We start from the raw sequence: 17,242 nt of genomic DNA, 5'->3' as shown, positions 1-17,242 counted from the left end.
GCTCTACTTCTTGTGCGACTTCATTCCAGGCAAGGTCTTGGCCCTGCCAGGCTTTGCCGGCCCGCCGGGGATGGTGGTGCTGGTAATCGACACCGGATCGCTGGCCGGGAAGGTGTCCTCGAGGCCTTCCTCGAGCTCTTCTTCCTCGATCTCGCGATCCCGCTCCAGCGAACGGACCGCCTCTGACTTCTTGGGCGACTTCGGCGCAGACTTGGACGGCATCGGCAGTCTCCTCGCAAGCCGCAGAAACGGCCCGGACCGGTGAAGGCTCCCCGAGGCCGGCCCTTCGGACCGGTTGGCGCAGGATCAGTTCGCCGCGTCGCTCGCCGCTTCCGACAGCAAAGTAAATACATAGTCCGAGAAGGAACGCCAGCATTCCACCCGGAACGTGTCTTCAGCGGTACGCAGCAGCACGATCTCGGACTTGCCGAGAATGGTGCGCGATGCTGCCCCGACCGGGAAGGCCTCGAGCGACAGGTCCTGTGGGCAACCGGAACTGACCGTCACCGCGGCCGCCGGCCCGGCAACCGAGATCGCCACATTGCGATGCGAGATGCCGACCGCGGAGTGCAGCGCCGAAACCTTGGCGCAGTCGGCCAGCGGATCGTTGCCGGCATCGTCGATGACCAGCCATTCGTCCGGCCCGAGCCATAAGGCGGTGCGCCCGCCTTTCGCCGCCGAGGTCTTCGGCTTCGACGGCAGCGTCACGCCGAGGGCCTTGGAGAGCGCGGCGACGGAAGCTTCGGGCGCGCGCAGCGAGATGCGTTCGGCCGGCGGTAGGATCTCGACCTTGACGCCCGGCGCCGACACCGCGCGCCCAGCAAGTGCCGGACGCCGTTCGGCGGCAGCTGAAGCGTCGGCGGCTTTTGTCTTGGCGGTAGCCTTAGCCATTGAGGCGCTCCCCCTTTTCGTCGACGAACACCATGCCGGTGACCTCCACCTCGATCGTGCCGTTCGGCATCGGCACATAGAGCGTCTGGCCCATGCGATCACGGCCGCCGGCGACCAGCGCCAGCGCGATCGAGCGCCCGCAGTTCTCCGACCAGTAGCTGGAGGTGACGTGGCCGATCATCTTCATCGGGATCGCCTGTTTCGGATCCTCGACGATCTGCGCGCCTTCTTCCAACACGACCTTCGGATCCTTGGCCTTCAGGCCGACCAGTTGCTTGCGGCCCTTGGCGACGAGATCCGCGCGCATCATGCCGCGGATGCCGACGAAGTCGGTCTTCTTCTTGCCGACCGCCCAGTCGAGACCGGCATCGTTCGGCGTCACCGTGCCGTCCGTATCCTGGCCGACGATGATGTAGCCCTTTTCGGCGCGCAGCACGTGCATCGTTTCGGTGCCGTAAGCGGTCGCGCCATGCTTCTGGCCTTCGGCCCACAGCGCTTCCCACACCGCTTCGCCATAGTCGGCCGGCACGTTGACCTCGAAGCCGCGCTCGCCGGTGAAAGACATGCGGAACAGCCGCGTCGGCACGCCGCAGATCTTACCTTCTCGCACCGACATATGCGGCAGTGCCTCGTCCGACATGTCGATGCCTTCGACCAAAGGCTCGATGATCTTCCGCGCGCTCGGCCCCTGCACGGCGATCACCGCCCATTGCTCGGTGATCGAGGTCAGCCAGACATTGAGATGCGGGAACTCGGTCTGGAGATAATCCTCCATGTGATGCATGACACGCGGCGCGCCGCCGGTGGTCGTCGTCACATGGAAGCGGTCCGGCGCCAGCCTGCCGACGACGCCGTCATCATAGATGAAGCCGTCCTCGCGCAGCATGATGCCGTAGCGGCAGCGGCCGGGCTCCAGCTTCTCCCACGGGTTGGTGTAGAGCAGCTCCATGAACTTCGCCGCATCCGGCCCGACCACCTCGATCTTGCCGAGCGTGGAGGCGTCGAACAGGCCGGCCGCTTTGCGCACCGTCACGCATTCGCGGTTGACAGCGGCGTGCATGTCCTCGCCGGCTTTTGGGAAATACCAGGCGCGCTTCCACTGGCCGACATCCTCGAACACGGCACCTTGGGCGGCCGCCCAGCCATGCGTCGCCGTGCGGCGCGTCGGGTCGAACAGCGCGCCACGCGCATGGCCGACGATCGAGCCGAAGGTGACCGGGGTATAGGGCGCGCGGAACGTGGTGAGACCGACCTGCGGGATCGGCTTGCCGAGCGTCTCGGCGGCGATCGCCAGGCCGTGCATGTTCGACGTCTTACCCTGGTCGGTCGCCATGCCGTTGGTGGTGAAGCGCTTGACGTGCTCGATCGAGTGCATGCCCTCATGCACCGCCTGGCGAATGTCCTTGGCGGTGACATCGTTCTGAAAATCGACGAAGGCCTTGACCGTGGTGCCCGGCCCGGCGCCGGGCGCAGCGCCAAGCATGCCGCGTGACCAGCTTTCACTGGCATCGACCTTTGGCTTGGCGCCCTTGCCCATCTTGCCGCTGGAATCCTTGCCGCCGGCGTCCCTTGCCGCCTGGGCGCCTGCCGCATAGGCCTCGTCGACCGTTGCCTCCAAACCGTCCGTGCCGTTGCAGGCGCCGACCGAGACGCAGTCCTGCGCATAGGTCCCCGGCACGAAGCGTCGCGCCTCCTCGTTGAAGGCGACTTTGCCGCGCGACTGCGAGAACAGATGCACCGACGGCGTCCAGCCGGCGGACATCAGGATGGCGTCGACCGCGATCCTGCGCTCGCCGCCGCCGTTCTTCGGCTGCACCGTCATCGACGATACGCGCAGCTTGCCGCCGGCGCTAACCACAGCGCGACCGAAATTGATCTCGATGCCGAGGCTCCTCGCTTCGTCGATCACCGCCCCCGACGGGTTGTCGCGCAGGTCGACGATGGCAGCGACATTGACGCCGGCCTTCCTCAGGTCGATCGCGGCCGCGTAGGCCGAGTCGTTTGCCGTATAGACGCCGACATTCCTACCGACCGCCACGCCATAGTGGTTGAGGTAGGTGCGCGCCGCCGATGCCAGCATGACGCCCGGCCGGTCGTTGTTGGCGAACACCATGTGCCGCTCGATGGCGCCGGTCGCGAGCACGACCCGCTTGGCGCGAACCTGCCACAGGCGCTCGCGCGCCAGCTCCGGGCCGGGGCTCTTGAGATGGTCGCTGACCCGCTCGACCAGGCCGACGAAGTTCTGCGCGTAGTACCCGAAAGCTGTCGTGCGCGACAGCACTCGGACATTGTCCATCGCCTTGAGTTTGGCGATCGCGGCTTGTGCCCAGGCAAAGCCGTCCTCGCCATCGATCCTGGCGCCGCTCTCGAAGCGCAGGCTGCCGCCGAATTCGGCCTGCTCGTCGGCGAGGATCACCCGCACGCCGGTTTCGGCTGCGGCAAGCGCCGCAGTGATGCCGGCCGCACCGCCGCCCAGCACCAGCACGTCGCAATGCGCGTAGCGCGCCGCATAATGGTCGGGATCCGGCCGGTCGGGGGAAACGCCAAGGCCGGCCGTCGCGCGGATCTTCGGCTCATAGAAGTTCAACCAGGCCGACTTCGGCCACATGAAGGTCTTGTAGTAGAAGCCGGCCGAGAACATCGGCGAGGCAATGTCGTTGACCGCGCCGACATCGAAGGCGAGCGAGGGCCAGCGGTTCTGCGAATGGGCGGTCAGCCCGTCATAGAGCTCCTGCACGGTCGCCCGCACATTCGGCGTCTTGCGCGCGTCGTCGCGCACGATCTGCACCAGCGCGTTGGGTTCTTCCGCGCCGGCCGAGAGGAAGCCGCGCGGCCGGTGGTACTTGAAGGAGCGGCCGACGAGATGCACGCCGTTGGCGAGCAGCGCCGAGGCCAGCGTGTCGCCCTCGATCCCGATATACTGCTTGCCGTCGAAGCTGAACGAGGCGGTCTTCGCCTGGCTGAGACGCCCGGCGCCGGAAATGCGGAAGGCGGCGTTCATTTCGAGGCTCCAGGCAGCTTCGCAGGCTTCGGCTCGCCGGCCTTGTAGGTCATGACGAACTTGTCGGTCACGGTGTCGCGCACGGCGTTGAAAAAGCGCGCGCAGCCATGGATGTGCCGCCAGCGCTCATAGATCACGCCCTTGGGGTTCGAGCGGATGAAGAAGAATTTCTCGAAATCGTCGTCGCTCTCGGCGGCAATGTTGGTCGGGCGCGCAATATGCGCCTCGCCGGCATTGCGGAACTCGAGTTCCGGGCGCTCTTCCTCGCAATAGGGACAGCGGATGAGAAGCATCTAGGTTGATCCTACAATTCGCCATGGCTGACGCGGGCGCCGGCCGGTTGATCGCAAAGCTTCTGGCAGGCCATCTCGGCCATCATCAATGCGCCACCGCCGCCGCCGCCGCTTCGTCGATGAGACGGCCGGTGCGGAAGCGCTCGAGCGTGAAGGGCGCGTTGATCGGGTGCGGGTCGTCCCTGGCGATGGTGTGGGCAAAGACGTTGCCCGAACCTGGCGTCGCCTTGAAGCCGCCGGTGCCCCAGCCGCAATTGACATAGAGGCCCTTGACCGGCGTCTTAGCCAGGATCGGCGAGCGGTCGGGGGTCACGTCGACGATGCCGCCCCAGGAGCGCAGCATCTTCATGCGGGTGAAGATCGGGAACATCTCGCAGATGGCGTCGAGCGTGTGCTGCAGGATGTGCAGGCCGCCGGTTTGCGAATAGGAGATATACTGGTCGGTGCCGGCGCCGATGACCAGCTCGCCCTTGTCCGACTGCGAGATATAGGCGTGCACCGTGTTCGACATGATGACGCATGGCACCACCGGCTTGACCGGCTCCGAGACCAGCGCCTGCAACGGATAACTCTCCAACGGCATGCGCACGCCGGCCATATCCATGATGACCGACGAATGGCCGGCAGCGACGACGCCGACCTTCTTGGCGCCGATGAAGCCGCGCGTCGTCTCGACGCCGGTGACCGCGCCGTTGGCCGCACGCTTGACGCCGGTGACCTCGCAGTTCTGGATGATGTGCACGCCGCGCACCGAGGCGCCGCGCGCATAACCCCAGGCGACCGCATCGTGGCGGGCCGTGCCGCCGCGGCGCTGCAGCGCGGCACCCATGACCGGATAGCGCGCCTCCTTGGAAATGTTGAGCGGCGGACAGAACTCCTTCGCCTGTTCCGGCGTCAGCCACTCATTGTCGATGCCGTTGAGGCGGTTGGCATGGATGTGGCGCTTGAACACCTGAACGTCATGCACATTGTGCGCGAGCATCATGACGCCGCGCGCCGAATACATGACGTTGTAGTTGAGCTCCTGGCTCAGTCCGTCCCACAACTTCAGCGCATGGTCGTAGATGCCGGCGCTTTCGTCATAGAGATAGTTGGAGCGGATGATGGTGGTGTTGCGGCCGGTGTTGCCGCCGCCGAGCCAGCCCTTTTCCAGCACCGCGACATTGGTGATGCCGTGCTCGGTCGCCAGATAATAGGCGGTGGCCAGGCCGTGGCCGCCGGCGCCGACGATGATGACGTCGTATTCCTTCTTCGGCTCGGGTGAGGTCCATTGCTCTTCCCAGCCCTTGTGGCCGCGCATCGCCTCGCGGGCAATGGCGAATACGGAGTATTTCTTCACGTTCAGCCTCGCGCCAAAAATCGCGGATCTCGGCCGGGCATTCCCCGGCGCGCGTGGTGTATCACTAGCGAAAGCGTGCAGTCACCCTTGCGCTGTTTGCGACGGCGCTTGCCGTTTTGCGCCGCGGCTGCGCGGCGCATGCCCGACAACTTGCATTCCGATCGGCAAGTCAGCTTTCGGGTGGCTGCCGAAATGCCGATTTGCGACCAACCATCCCACCACCGGCTGGACCGGCATAGAGAAAGGATGTGAAATGTTCGCACTCACCGAAAAGGTCGCCATCGTCACCGGCGCCAGTTCCGGCATCGGCCGCGCTACGGCCAGTCTGTTCGCCGAGCAGGGCGCCAGTCTCGTCGTCGCGGCGCGCCGCCGGGCCGAACTCGATGCACTCGTCGGCGAAATCGAGACGGCCGGTGGAACCGCAATTGCACTCGCCGGCGATGTCCGAGACGAAGCCTATGCCAGGGCTCTGGTCGAGCTTGCAGTCGAAAGGTTCGGCGGCCTCGACATTGCCTTCAACAATGCCGGCGCCGTCGGCTTGATGGCGCAGGTTCCTGAGATGGCGCCGGCGACTTGGCACGACACGATCGACACCAATTTGACCAGCGCCTTCCTCGCCGCCAGGCACCAGATCCCGGCGATGCTGGAGCGCGGCGGCGGCTCGCTGATCTTCACCTCGAGCTTCGTCGGCTATACCGCCGGCATGCCGGGCATGGCCGCCTATGCCGCCGCCAAGGCGGGTTTGATCGGGCTGACGCAGGTGCTGGCCGCCGAATACGGCCCGAAAGGGCTGCGCGTCAACGCGCTGCTGCCCGGCGGCACCGACACGCCCGCAGCGACGTTCAAGACGCCGGAGTCGCGGACATTCGTCGAAAACCTGCATGCCTTGAAGCGTGTGGCCCGGCCCGAGGAGATCGCCCGCTCAGCGCTCTACCTTGCCTCGGACGCCTCAAGCTTCACCACCGGCGCGGCGCTGTTTGCCGATGGTGGCGTCTCGATCAATCGGACGTGAATCATCTGACGGTCGGCAGCCATGCTCATCCGCTGAAATAGCGCGACGGGGCCTTGCATTCCGGTCCGTTTTGACGATTTGGTTTCCCGTCGAAAACGGATCGGAACGATGCTGCTGATCAGAACCTATGTCGCCCAGAGCGCTATCGAAGGCGTCGGTGTTTTCGCCGCCGAGCCGGTCAGGAAAGGCGCCTCCATCTGGCGGCTCGATCCCGATTTCGACCGGCTGATCCCCATGGAGAAATACGAGAAGGCGCTGCCGCATCTCAAGGAATTGCTCGACCGCTACGCCTATCCGAGCCCGGACAAGCCGGGTTTCATGGTATATGAGGTCGACAATGGCCGCTTCATGAACCATTCCGAGCGGCCGAACACGGATTTCTCCCAATATGGTGGCGCCACAGCGACCCGGGATATCGCGGCCGGCGAGGAAATCACTTGCGACTATGGCGAATTCTTTGAGGATTTCGCCCGTCTGCATCTGGCGACCGCCTAAGGCTCAGACCCGCAAGGCACGGTACTCGGGCTTCCGATCGCGGTTTCCTGCAATCAACGGTGGACAGCACGGCCTGATTCTGCTATCAGCCGGCACAATTCGCGGTGCAGGTCACTGCGGAGGCATGCGGCTATGGGCTGCTTGCCTGAGATTTCAAACCCGAAGACAGGATTGCACGTGCAGGTACTCGTCCGCGACAACAACGTTGATCAGGCGCTTCGCGCGCTGAAGAAGAAGATGCAGCGCGAAGGTATTTTCCGCGAAATGAAGATGCGCGGTCACTACGAAAAGCCGTCCGAGAAGCGTGCCCGCGAGAAGGCGGAAGCCGTCCGCCGCGCCCGCAAGCTGGCCCGTAAGCGCGCCCAGCGCGAAGGCCTGCTGCCGATGACCCCGCGCCCGGCTCCGGCTGGTGCTGCCGGCGCATCGCGTTCGCCGCGCTGATACCGTCAATTTTTCGTCCTTTTCGAAGGATACCGAGGGTGGCGCGATGCGGAATCGCCGCCACCTTTTTGTTTATGCGTTCGAGCCGGTTCGGAGAGGGAACGGACCTGACGGCGCGGCGCCAGTGAGGACTGAGATGAACGCAATTACCGTGGAGCGCAGAACCGCTTTTCGCGGCTTCGCCCTGACGGCGGCCCTGCTTTCGGGCCTGACCCTTGCAGCATGCCAGACCGCCCCGACGGGAGAGTTCAACAATATCGACAAGGCGCAAGGCTCGACCGAGAACATCTCCTCGCTGTCGGCTGTCATCCAGCGCAATCCTCAGGATCCCGAGGGTTACAATGTGCGCGGCTCGGCCTATGGCCGCGGCGGCCAGTACCAGGCGGCGCTCAAGGATTTCGACACCGCCATCCAGCTCAATCCGAACTTCTATCAGGCCTATTCGAACCGGGCGCTCATCCAGCGTTTCCTCGGCAACCAGCAAGCAGCGCTTGCCGACTATAACCGCTCGATCCAGATCAACGCCAACTACGACGCCGCCTATATCGGCCGCGGCAATCTTTATCGCAAGGCCGGCCGCGTCAACGACGCCTTCAACGATTTCCAGAAGGCGATCCAACTCGACACGACCGACGCCCGCGCCTACCACAATCGCGGCCTGATCTATCAGAGCCAGGGCCAGCACAAGTTCGCCATCGAGGATTTCTCGACCGCCATCTCGCTGGCGCCGGACGCAGCCGAGCCCTACAACGGCCGCGGCCTGTCCTATCTCGCCATGAATGACGAGGACAACGCCTTCGCCGACTTCAACATGGCCATCAAGCTCGACGGCAAGAACGCCGAGGCCTGGGCCAACCAGGCGCTGATCTACGAGCGACGCGGCGACAAGGAAAGGGCGGCCAAGTCCTACCGCGAGGCTGTCCACCTCGACCCGAACTACCAACCCGCCAAGGACGGCCTGTCGCGCACCTCGGCCGGCGCCAGCTGATCGGAAGCTAAGGCCGCCCGGGGGTCCGGTCGCCCGCGATGGGTCCATTGCGGCGCTGACACGCCGATGTGGCCGTCAGCCGCCAACGGCGATGCGTTGGCTCGCCATGCTCGCGCCAAGTTTTGGGCGGAACGCTCCTCGCACCTCGACCGTTTAACCGGGGCCGTTTGTTGCGAAAGGACATTTCCGATGATCAAGACACTTGCCTGTGCCGCCGCCGCGCTTGCCGCCACGGTCCTCGCTTCTCCGGTCAGCGCCGGCACGCTCCGGCTCGGCACGCTCGATTGCACCATCGACGGGGGCACCGGTTACGTCATCACCTCCAACAAGGGCGTGTCCTGCGTCTTCCGCCCCTATCATCACGGCCCGGCCGAGCTCTATACGGGCATGATCTCCAAGCTTGGCGTCGATATCGGCCGGACGCATCAAGGTCAGCTTGTCTGGGCAGTTCTCGCCGCCACCCGCCACCATGACTCGGGCGATCTCGCCGGCAGCTATTACGGCGTCAACGCGGAGGCGAGCGTCGTGACCGGCGGCGGCGCCAATCTTTTGGTCGGTGGCCTGGACGGCGCCTTCATGCTCGAGCCGCTGAGCGTCCAGGCACAGACCGGCGTCAACCTCGCTGTTGCCGTGGCTTCGCTGGACCTCGTCCACTCCTATAAGTGAAATTTCAAATCAATTAGCACCGATACGGCCCGGGACGCTCGTTCCCGGGCCGAATTTTTAGCGCGCTTGCTCGCTGACATCGCCGAAAATGCCTCTTGAGCTCAACTGCGCTTGAGGTTCTACAAGCCCTGCCGAACTGGATCTGGCGCTTCGTTCGCAATGCGGATGAGGTTGCGGAAAACAAGCGGGAGATCGACGTGACGGCAGCAGGCGGCGGCAAGGTGGCCGGCAACAAGGTGGACTGGCGAGCACTGTGGGCAAGCGGCGACCTGGCGCGTTTCTGCTTTGTCAGTCTCGGCATCCTGCTGCATGCCACCAATGAGACTATGGTGGCGACGGTGATGCCGGCCATGGTCGGCGAACTGGCCGGCGTCCAGCTCGTTGGCTGGTCGCTGGCGATCTATGAGCTCGGCGCCATCGTCGCTGGTGCCGCCGCCGGGCGGCTGGTGAGCTATGTCGCGCTGCGCTCCAACATGATGGTCGCCGCCCTGCTCTACGCGGCAGGCGCGCTGATCTGCGCCGTGGCACCCTCCATGCCGTTCTTCCTCGCCGGGCGGCTGGTCGAGGGACTTGGCGGCGGCGCGCTGGTGTCGCTCGCCTTCGTTTCGGTCGAGCGTCTCTTTCCGCGCAACATCTGGCCGCAGCTCTTCGGCATCATGTCGGCGATCTGGGGCGTCGCCGCCTTCAGCGGACCGATGCTCGGCGCTGTTATGACCGAGTTCCTGTCATGGCGCTGGGCCTTTGGCGTCTTCACTGTCGGCGGCGCGGCGATGGCGCTGGCGAGCTTTATCGTGCTGGGCACGCCGGAGGCGACGAGGCCGCAGGCGGGCAGCGGCACGGCGCCGCCCTTTCCCTATCCGGCGCTTGCCTGTCTCGCCATCGCCGTCGTGCTGATCGCTGCCGCCGGCATCGACATCGCCCTGCTGCGCTCGTCGCTGCTGCTGGCCCTCGGGCTGATCGGCCTGGCGCTTTTCTTCCGCATCGATGCCCGCAGGCCGCGCTCGCGCCTGTTTCCGGCACCTTTGTTCTCATGGCGCTCGCCGCTTGGCTCAGGCATGACGATGGTTGCGGCCTTCTCGGTAGCCACCTGTACGTTCACCATTTACGGGCCGCTGCTGCTCACCACGCTGCACGGCATCCCAATCCTGACCACCGGCTATATCATCGCTGCCGAATCCATCGCCTGGTCGATCCTGTCGATCCTCATCGCCAATGCGCCGCTGGAGCGCGAAAGACTGATCATCGTCGTCGGCGCGCTGATGATCGCCTCCGGTCTTGCCGGTTTCGCCTATGCCATCCCCGCAGGTTCGATCCCGCTGATCCTGCTCTGCGCTCTGCTGCAGGGCGGCGGCTTCGGCGTCTGCTGGCCGTTCCTGACGCGTGTCATCGTCGCTTCGGCCCGCGACGGCGAGCAGACGATCGCTTCCGCCGCCGTGCCGACCATGCAGCGGATCGGCTACGCGGTGGGCGCGGCCGTTGCCGGCATTGTGGCCAACGCCAGCGGCTTCTCGCAAGGCCTCAATCGTGACGCGGCTGCAGGCGTGGCCGGCTGGCTCTTCCTCGCCTTCGTGCCGCTTGGGATCCTCGGCTGCATCGCCGCGCTGCGGATCGCGCTGCCGCCAATGCGACCGCAGGCAGCGGCCAGCTAAACCACTGTCGTTTTCAGCCGCTCGGCAATCGATGCGGCGAGCCGTGTCGCCACCTCGTCCTTGCCCATCTCCGGCCACTCCTCGACGCCCCTGCGCGAGACGATGCGCACCTTGTTGCGATCGCCGCCCATCACGCCGGAAGGGCCGATGCCACTGCCATGCGAGACGTCGTTGGCGACGATGAGATCGGCGCCCTTCTTCCTGAGCTTGGCCTCGGCGTTGCCGATGAGGTCCTGCGTCTCGGCGGCAAAGCCGACGACAAGGCCGGGCCTCTGCGCATGATGGCCGACGCCCGCCAGGATGTCGGGATTCTCGACCATCTTGAGCGACGGCGGGCCCTTCCCTGCCACCTTCTTGATCTTTTCACCGGCGGCATTCGCGGTGCGCCAGTCGGCGACGGCCGCGACGAAAACAGCCGCGTCCGCCGGCAGAAGGTTCTCGACCGCTTCCTTCATCTCGGCCGCTGTTTCCACATGCGTGGTCTTCACCCCGGCCGGATCGGCGATGTTGACCGGACCGGACACGAGCCGGACATCGGCGCCGAGCTTCGCCAGTGCCGCCGCGATCGCATGGCCCTGCTTGCCGGACGAACGGTTGGCGATGTAGCGCACCGGATCGATCGGCTCATGCGTCGGCCCCGAGGTGACGATGATCTTGCGGCCCGCAAGCGGCTGCGGCTTCTCGTCGAGCATCGCCTCGATCGCGGCCACGATTTCCAGCGGCTCGGCCATGCGGCCTTCGCCCGCCTCGTTGCTTTCCGCCATCTCGCCCTTGGCCGGCCCGACAAAGGCGATGCCATCCTTCTGCAAGGTCGCCCGGTTGCGCCGCGTCGCCGGATGCGACCACATCTTCGGATTCATCGCCGGCGCCATCAGCACTTTCTTGTCGGTCGCAAGCAGCACCGTCGAGGCAAGATCATTGGCATGGCCGTTGGCGAGCTTCGCCATCAGGTCGGCGGTGGCCGGCGCCACGACCAGCAGATCGGCCTCGCGCGACAGCCTTATGTGGCCGACATCGTGCTCGTCATTGCGGTCGAAGAGTTCGGTGAAAACATGGTCGGCCGAAAGCGCGCCGACGGACAGCGTGGTGACGAATTCCTGCGCAGCTGATGTCATTACCACCCGGACAGAAGCGCCGCGCTCGCGCAGGCGCCGGATCAGGTCGAGCGATTTATAGGCAGCGATGCCGCCGCCGATGACGAGAAGGATGCGTTTGCCGGAGAGCGTTCCGCGAACTGATGGCCTGCCGGGCATGTCGGCGATAGGCGGTGCTTGCTGGCCGGGGCCGGTCAGCGCGCGCAACGTCTTCTCGATCTGGTCGATGCGGTCGGCCTGCCCTGCCCGGCCCTCAACCGCCGCCCTGATCATCGCCCGGGCCTGCTCCTCCATCGAGCAGCCATTTTCGGCAGCCAATTGGCGCAGCAGGTCCTTAACTCCATCGTCAAGGTTGCGGATCGTGATGCTGGCCATCTGATTGCACCCGCTTCAAACTAGCGCCGGCAATGATAGCAATGCAATCAAAACGCAGCAAGGCGGCGGGCGGTCAGAAAATCCGCCACGCGATGTAAATCAGCGTCAGCGCAATGGTCCACAGCGCCACGCGGCCGGAGCGGGTGTGGCGCGCCTCCGCCTTGCCGATCGCGCGCGCGGTCGCCTCGTCGAAGCGCAAGCCATGCTCGGCCATCAGGTCGATCTCACGCGACAGCCGCTCGGTGCGAACCGCAATGTCCGGCGCCTGCCTCGCCAGCGAGATCAAGGCCTTGCCGGCGTCCCGCGCGTCCGAGAGCACGCCGCGCGGGCCGAGATTGCCCGCGATCCAGTCACTGACCACCGGCTCCGAAGTCTTCCACATGTTGAACGCCGGATCGAGCGTGCGGGCCACGCCTTCGACCACCACCATGGTCTTTTGCAAAAGCACCAGCTCGGTCCGCGTCGCCATGTCGAAGAGGTCGGTGACCTCGAACAGCAGCGTCAGAAGCTTGGCCATCGAGATCGTGTCGGCCGATTGGCCGTGGATCGGCTCGCCGATGGCGCGGATCGCCTGCGCGAAGGCCGAGACATTGTGCTGACGCGGCACATAGCCGGCCTCGAAATGCACCTCGGCGACGCGCCGGTAGTCGCGCACGATGAAGCCGTAGAGGATCTCGGCCAGAAAACGCCGCTCCTTCTTGCCGAGTCTGCCGGCGATGCCGAGATCGACGGCAACGATGGTGCCGTCCGGTTCGACGAACAGGTTGCCCGGATGCATGTCGGCATGGAAGAAGCCGTCGCGCAGCGTATGCCTGAGGAAGGACTGGACGAGATTGGCTGCGATCGCCTTGAGGTCGTGACCGGCGGCAGCAAGGCCGGTCAGATCGTTCATCTTGACGCCGTCGATCCACTCCATGGTGATCACGTCTCGGCCGGTCCGCTCCCAATCGACCGCCGGCACGCGGAAGCCCGGATCATCCTTGGTGTTCTCAGCGAGCTCGGAAAACGCGGCCGCTTCGAGCCGCATGTCCATCTCGACCTTGGTGGTCTGCGCCAGCGTCTGGGTCACCTCGATCGGCCGCAGGCGCCGCGAGGAGGGGATGTACTTCTCCTGCAGGCGGGCGGCGAGGAAGTAGCTCTCGAGATCCTGGAAGAAGCGATGGCGCACGCCGGGGCGGATGACCTTCACCGCGACCCGTGAAGCCTTTCCGTCGCGAACGACTTCGGCGCCGTGCACCTGGGCGATCGATGCCGCCGCGACCGGCTCGCCGAAGGTTGCGTAGAGATCCTCGATCCTGCGCCCGAGCGAGGCTTCGATCGCCGCGACCGCTTCCGCCCTCGGAAAGGTGTGCATCTTGTCCTGCAGCAGCGCAAGGTCGACCGCCATGTCGTTGCCGACGACGTCGGGCCGCGTGGCGAGGAACTGGCCGAGCTTCACATAGGATGGCCCCAGCCGCACCACCGCCTGCGCCAGCCGGTCGCCGCGCAGATGGCTTCGGGCGCGGCGGCGAGTGAGCACGCGCGCCAGCCGCCAGCCGAGCTTCGGCATACCGGAAAGCTCTTCGCCGGGCAGCGCCGCGACGACGCCCTCGCGGACCAGCACCCAGCTGGCCCTGGCGAGCCGGAAGCCGGCGCCAACGCTGGTCATCGGACGCCCTGCCTCAAAGCTTCCAGCCCGAATGGAGCGCCGCGATGCCCCCCGAATAGTTGCGGAAAGTAACCCGATCGAAGCCGGCCCGACCAATCATCGCGGCGAAGTTCTGCTGGTTGGGGAACTTGCGGATCGATTCGACCAGATAGGAATAGGGCTCGTCGTCGCCGGTCACCGCCCTGCCGATTTTGGGGATGGCGTTGAACGACCAAGCCTCGTAGGCCTTGTCGAGCAGCGGCATGTCGACCTCGGAAAACTCCAGGCATAGGAAGCGCCCGCCGCGCTTCAGCACACGAAAAGCTTCGCTCAGCGCCACATCGATGCGCGGCACGTTGCGGATGCCGAACGCGATCGTATACGCATCGAACGTGCCGTCCTCGAACGGCAGCGCTTCGGCATTGGCCTCGACGAAATCGGTCTTTTCCGAGAGGCCTTTCTTTTCGGCCCTGTCGCGGCCGACGTCGAGCATTGAGCCGTTGATGTCGAGCACCGTGGCATGCGCATGGCGCTGGCTTGCCTCGATGATGCGAAAGGCGATGTCGCCGGTGCCGCCGGCGACGTCGAGCACCTTCCAGCCCGGCCGCTTCGGGGGGTTGAGCCACGCGACCATCGCGTCCTTCCACAGCCGGTGCAACCCACCCGACATCAGATCGTTCATCAGGTCGTATCGATTGGCCACCTTGTGAAAGACGTCATTGACGAGCGACTGCTTGTCGCCCGCGCCAACCTTCCTGAAACCATAGGAGGTTTCCATGCCGCCCGCGGCCGTGGTTCTCTCAACTGACATTATTTCGATCCGCCATAAAACCGGCGGGACCATAGCCGATCGATGGGGCGGGCGCTATTGTCCAAGGCGCGGTTTTCGGCCGCGCTTTCAGAACGGGTCGGGGAAGAGTTTGCCACGATTTTCTACCCGGAATCGGCGCCACGACAGAAGAATACCGCACGGGATGGCCGCATGATCTTGAAAGCCGAATTGCACTGCCACATCGAAGGGGCAGCGGCGCCCGACCTCGTCGTCAGCCAGGCCCGCAAATACGGCAAGGACCCTTCGCCCTACATCCAGAACGGCTCTTTCGTCTGGCACGATTTCACGTCTTTCCTCGCCGCCTATGATTTTGCTTCCGACCTGTTCCGCACCGAGGAGGATTACGCCCGTCTAACCGATCACTATCTCACCAGCCTCGCCCGCGACGGCGCCATCTATTCCGAGGTCTTCACCTCGCCGGATCACGCGAAAAGGGCCGGGCTTTCGCCCAAGGCCTATACGGACGCGCTGGGCGAAGGCATGGCCCGCGCCAAGGCGAGGACCGGCATCGAGGGGCGCATGATCGTCACCGGCGTACGCCACGTCGGCGTCGAGGCGATCGAGCAGGCGGCGCGCTTTGCGGCGCGCTGCGGCCATCCGCTGGTCACCGGCTTCGGCGTCGCCGGCGACGAGCGCATCGGCGATTTCGAGGACTATGTGCGGGCTTTCGAGATCGCGCGCGAGGCCGGCCTCGGCATCACCATCCACGCCGGAGAATTGATGGGCTGGGAAAGCGTGGCGGCAGCGCTCGACCATATCCGCCCATCGCGGATCGGCCATGGCGTGCGCGCCATCGAGAACCCGGACCTTGTTCGCCGCATCGCCGCCGAGGGCGTGGTGCTGGAATGCTGCCCCGGCTCCAACATCGCGCTCAAGGTGTTCGATAGTTTCGCCACGCATCCTTTTCCGGCGTTGCGCGCGGCCGGCTGCAAGGTGACGCTCAATTCCGACGACCCGCCCTATTTCTGGACCTCGCTGAAGCGCGAATACGACATCGCCGCCGAGCATTTCGCGATGGACGACAAGGCGCTTACCGCCGTCACCAGGACGGCCATCGAGGCGGCCTTCGTCGACCGGAAGACCAAGGCGATGCTGATGAGCCGGCTCGACCCCAAAGGCCGGTGAATGGTTCGCGGGCCCTTCGGCCTGTCAACCGCAATCATCGGCCCATCAGGACTCGCAAACCGGCTCACTATTCACTATTCACTACTCACCATTCACTGGAGAAGACCATGCAGGGCGTCACCGTCGTCGACCACCCCCTTGTCCAGCACAAGTTGACCATCATGCGCAAGAAGGAGACCTCGACGGCAGGCTTCAGGCGGCTGCTGCGCGAGATCTCCCTGCTTCTCGGCTACGAGGTGACCCGCAACCTCGAACTGACGACCACCACGATCGAGACCCCGATCGAGGAGATGGAAGCGCCGACGCTGGAGGGCAAGAAGCTGGTTTTCGCCTCCGTGCTGCGGGCCGGCAATGGCCTGCTCGAAGGCCTGCTCGATCTGGTGCCGGCGGCGCGCGTTGCCCATATCGGCCTTTACCGCGACCATGAGACGCTCGAGGCGATCGAATATTTCTTCAAGGCGCCGAGCGACCTTGCCGACCGTCTGGTGATCGTGGTCGATCCGATGCTTGCGACCGCCAATTCCGCGATCGCGGCGATCGACAAGCTGAAGGGGCGCGGCGCCACCAACATCCGCTTCCTTTGCCTGCTGGCGGCACCCGAAGGCATCGAGCGCTTCACCAAAGCGCATCCGGATGTCCCGATCTTCACCGCTTCGATCGACCGCCAGTTGAACGACAAGGGTTACATCATGCCTGGCCTCGGCGACGCCGGCGACCGCATGTACGGAACCAAGTGAGATCTTTTCTTAACCGCTCGTTTACGAAACGCCGTGGTTCCGGCGCGCGTTAAAGCCGAAAACACCATGTCGGCTTAAGGATCGACCCTTCACGAAGGTCGATCCATGCTGCGCAAGCTTCTTCTCCTTGGCGTCTTTGTCGGAAGCTCGGCATCGATTCCGATCGTCTATCAGTCGAACCCGCAGATGGTGGAAACCCTGCTGAGATCGGCGTTTGCTTCGAAGCCGGCGCCGCCTGAGGCTCAGCCGGACGTCAATCTCGCTTCGGTTCCAGCCAGGCCGGCGACGCCGATGCCGCTCGGCCGCCAGGTGCTGGTCAATGCCGACCAGGGCGGCCATTTCACTTCCGCCTTCAAGTTCAACGGCCGTCAGATAGACGGCATGATCGACACCGGCGCGACGCTGGTCGCGATCAACATATCGACGGCGCGCCGGATCGGCATCTCGCTCAACCAGTCGGATTTCAATCAACAGGTGAACACGGCGAACGGCGCCATCAAGGCTGCCGTGGTCACCGTCGACCGGCTGCAGATCGGCAAGATTTCCCTCGACAACGTCCAGGCGGTGGTGCTCGACGATCGAGCGCTGCAAACCAACCTGATCGGCATGAGCTTCCTGCAGCGGCTGCAGAAATACGAAGTGCAGGACGGCGCGCTGTTGCTCGTTCAATAGGCGCG

General features: G+C 64.9%; 17 protein-coding genes. 9 read left to right on the top strand and 8 right to left on the bottom strand.

Features of this window, described 5'->3' with window-relative positions:
• Positions 1-3: 3 nt before the first annotated feature.
• The 5 genes from A9K66_RS17245 to A9K66_RS17225 form a co-directional block, all read right to left on the bottom strand.
• Positions 4-222 (bottom strand): hypothetical protein, encoded by a 219-nt coding sequence (locus A9K66_RS17245; RefSeq protein WP_067325802.1) that lies wholly within the window; start codon positions 220-222, stop codon positions 4-6.
• An 84-nt stretch (positions 223-306) separates the two neighbouring features.
• Positions 307-891, bottom strand: coding sequence for a sarcosine oxidase subunit gamma (locus A9K66_RS17240; protein ID WP_067325799.1), 585 nt, complete (start codon positions 889-891; stop codon positions 307-309).
• Complete coding sequence (locus tag A9K66_RS17235; protein WP_067325796.1) at positions 884-3,892, bottom strand: sarcosine oxidase subunit alpha; 3,009 nt, start codon at positions 3,890-3,892, stop codon at positions 884-886. The genes A9K66_RS17240 and A9K66_RS17235 overlap by 8 nt, the downstream gene beginning before the upstream one ends.
• The gene (locus A9K66_RS17230; protein ID WP_067325793.1) at positions 3,889-4,185 is read right to left on the bottom strand and encodes a sarcosine oxidase subunit delta; all 297 of its coding nucleotides are present in this window, start codon (positions 4,183-4,185) and stop codon (positions 3,889-3,891) included. The genes A9K66_RS17235 and A9K66_RS17230 overlap by 4 nt, the downstream gene beginning before the upstream one ends.
• A gap of 85 nt (positions 4,186-4,270) precedes the next feature.
• Positions 4,271-5,524 (bottom strand): sarcosine oxidase subunit beta, encoded by a 1,254-nt coding sequence (locus A9K66_RS17225; protein WP_067325790.1) that lies wholly within the window; start codon positions 5,522-5,524, stop codon positions 4,271-4,273.
• 253 nt (positions 5,525-5,777) lie between these two features.
• Here A9K66_RS17225 and A9K66_RS17220 point away from each other — a divergent pair, with 253 nt between their 5' ends.
• The 6 genes from A9K66_RS17220 to A9K66_RS17195 all read left to right on the top strand — a co-directional run bounded on the left by A9K66_RS17220 (position 5,778) and on the right by A9K66_RS17195 (position 10,775).
• On the top strand, positions 5,778-6,536 hold the full coding sequence (locus tag A9K66_RS17220; protein WP_067325787.1) for an SDR family oxidoreductase: 759 nt from the start codon (positions 5,778-5,780) through the stop codon (positions 6,534-6,536).
• A 108-nt stretch (positions 6,537-6,644) separates the two neighbouring features.
• Complete coding sequence (locus A9K66_RS17215) at positions 6,645-7,031, top strand: SET domain-containing protein-lysine N-methyltransferase (RefSeq protein ID WP_067325782.1); 387 nt, start codon at positions 6,645-6,647, stop codon at positions 7,029-7,031.
• A gap of 177 nt (positions 7,032-7,208) precedes the next feature.
• Entirely contained in the window at positions 7,209-7,472 is a 264-nt protein-coding gene (gene rpsU, locus A9K66_RS17210; RefSeq protein WP_040969057.1) for a 30S ribosomal protein S21, read from the top strand.
• 136 nt (positions 7,473-7,608) lie between these two features.
• Complete coding sequence (locus A9K66_RS17205; protein ID WP_067002613.1) at positions 7,609-8,460, top strand: tetratricopeptide repeat protein; 852 nt, start codon at positions 7,609-7,611, stop codon at positions 8,458-8,460.
• Positions 8,461-8,649: 189 nt separating this feature from the next.
• Positions 8,650-9,126, top strand: coding sequence for a DUF992 domain-containing protein (locus A9K66_RS17200; RefSeq protein WP_067325778.1), 477 nt, complete (start codon positions 8,650-8,652; stop codon positions 9,124-9,126).
• A 197-nt stretch (positions 9,127-9,323) separates the two neighbouring features.
• Positions 9,324-10,775 carry an MFS transporter gene (locus tag A9K66_RS17195; protein ID WP_245307574.1) on the top strand — a complete coding sequence of 484 codons (1,452 nt, stop codon included), beginning with the start codon at positions 9,324-9,326 and terminating at the stop codon, positions 10,773-10,775.
• Here the strand turns inward: A9K66_RS17195 and coaBC are convergent.
• The 3 genes from coaBC to ubiE form a co-directional block, all read right to left on the bottom strand.
• On the bottom strand, positions 10,772-12,244 hold the full coding sequence (gene coaBC / locus A9K66_RS17190; RefSeq protein WP_067325775.1) for a bifunctional phosphopantothenoylcysteine decarboxylase/phosphopantothenate--cysteine ligase CoaBC: 1,473 nt from the start codon (positions 12,242-12,244) through the stop codon (positions 10,772-10,774). The two genes, A9K66_RS17195 and coaBC, sit on opposite strands and share 4 nt — an antisense overlap.
• Before the next feature lie 73 nt (positions 12,245-12,317).
• Entirely contained in the window at positions 12,318-13,892 is a 1,575-nt protein-coding gene (ubiB, locus tag A9K66_RS17185) for a 2-polyprenylphenol 6-hydroxylase (RefSeq protein WP_067325771.1), read from the bottom strand.
• Positions 13,893-13,905: 13 nt separating this feature from the next.
• Entirely contained in the window at positions 13,906-14,682 is a 777-nt protein-coding gene (gene ubiE, locus A9K66_RS17180; RefSeq protein WP_067325768.1) for a bifunctional demethylmenaquinone methyltransferase/2-methoxy-6-polyprenyl-1,4-benzoquinol methylase UbiE, read from the bottom strand.
• A 171-nt stretch (positions 14,683-14,853) separates the two neighbouring features.
• Between ubiE and A9K66_RS17175 the strand changes: the two genes are divergently transcribed.
• The 3 genes from A9K66_RS17175 (at position 14,854) to A9K66_RS17165 (ending at position 17,237) form a co-directional block, all read left to right on the top strand.
• Positions 14,854-15,828 carry an adenosine deaminase gene (locus tag A9K66_RS17175; RefSeq protein WP_067327015.1) on the top strand — a complete coding sequence of 325 codons (975 nt, stop codon included), beginning with the start codon at positions 14,854-14,856 and terminating at the stop codon, positions 15,826-15,828.
• A gap of 107 nt (positions 15,829-15,935) precedes the next feature.
• A complete protein-coding gene (gene upp, locus A9K66_RS17170; protein ID WP_067002624.1) occupies positions 15,936-16,565 on the top strand; it encodes a uracil phosphoribosyltransferase in 630 nt (209 codons plus the stop codon).
• A gap of 105 nt (positions 16,566-16,670) precedes the next feature.
• On the top strand, positions 16,671-17,237 hold the full coding sequence (locus tag A9K66_RS17165; protein WP_067325765.1) for a TIGR02281 family clan AA aspartic protease: 567 nt from the start codon (positions 16,671-16,673) through the stop codon (positions 17,235-17,237).
• Positions 17,238-17,242 lie beyond the last annotated feature (5 nt).

This window comes from Mesorhizobium sp. AA23 (assembly GCF_001672435.1).
Classification (GTDB): domain Bacteria; phylum Pseudomonadota; class Alphaproteobacteria; order Rhizobiales; family Rhizobiaceae; genus Mesorhizobium.
Note: the sequence above shows the minus strand (reverse complement) of the source record. Positions and strands in the feature narration are given on the sequence as shown.

Bases quoted from the DNA above. Each gene is read 5' to 3' on its own strand.
- A9K66_RS17245 (WP_067325802.1), bottom strand. From the start codon at position 222: ATGCCGTCCAAGTCTGCGCCGAAGTCGCCCAAGAAGTCAGAGGCGGTC.
- A9K66_RS17240 (WP_067325799.1), bottom strand. From the start codon at position 891: ATGGCTAAGGCTACCGCCAAGACAAAAGCCGCCGACGCTTCAGCTGCC.
- A9K66_RS17235 (WP_067325796.1), bottom strand. From the start codon at position 3,892: ATGAACGCCGCCTTCCGCATTTCCGGCGCCGGGCGTCTCAGCCAGGCG.
- A9K66_RS17230 (WP_067325793.1), bottom strand. From the start codon at position 4,185: ATGCTTCTCATCCGCTGTCCCTATTGCGAGGAAGAGCGCCCGGAACTC.
- A9K66_RS17220 (WP_067325787.1), top strand. From the start codon at position 5,778: ATGTTCGCACTCACCGAAAAGGTCGCCATCGTCACCGGCGCCAGTTCC.
- A9K66_RS17215 (WP_067325782.1), top strand. From the start codon at position 6,645: ATGCTGCTGATCAGAACCTATGTCGCCCAGAGCGCTATCGAAGGCGTC.
- A9K66_RS17205 (WP_067002613.1), top strand. From the start codon at position 7,609: ATGAACGCAATTACCGTGGAGCGCAGAACCGCTTTTCGCGGCTTCGCC.
- A9K66_RS17200 (WP_067325778.1), top strand. From the start codon at position 8,650: ATGATCAAGACACTTGCCTGTGCCGCCGCCGCGCTTGCCGCCACGGTC.
- coaBC (WP_067325775.1), bottom strand. From the start codon at position 12,244: ATGGCCAGCATCACGATCCGCAACCTTGACGATGGAGTTAAGGACCTG.
- ubiB (WP_067325771.1), bottom strand. From the start codon at position 13,892: ATGACCAGCGTTGGCGCCGGCTTCCGGCTCGCCAGGGCCAGCTGGGTG.
- ubiE (WP_067325768.1), bottom strand. From the start codon at position 14,682: ATGTCAGTTGAGAGAACCACGGCCGCGGGCGGCATGGAAACCTCCTAT.
- A9K66_RS17175 (WP_067327015.1), top strand. From the start codon at position 14,854: ATGATCTTGAAAGCCGAATTGCACTGCCACATCGAAGGGGCAGCGGCG.
- upp (WP_067002624.1), top strand. From the start codon at position 15,936: ATGCAGGGCGTCACCGTCGTCGACCACCCCCTTGTCCAGCACAAGTTG.
- A9K66_RS17165 (WP_067325765.1), top strand. From the start codon at position 16,671: ATGCTGCGCAAGCTTCTTCTCCTTGGCGTCTTTGTCGGAAGCTCGGCA.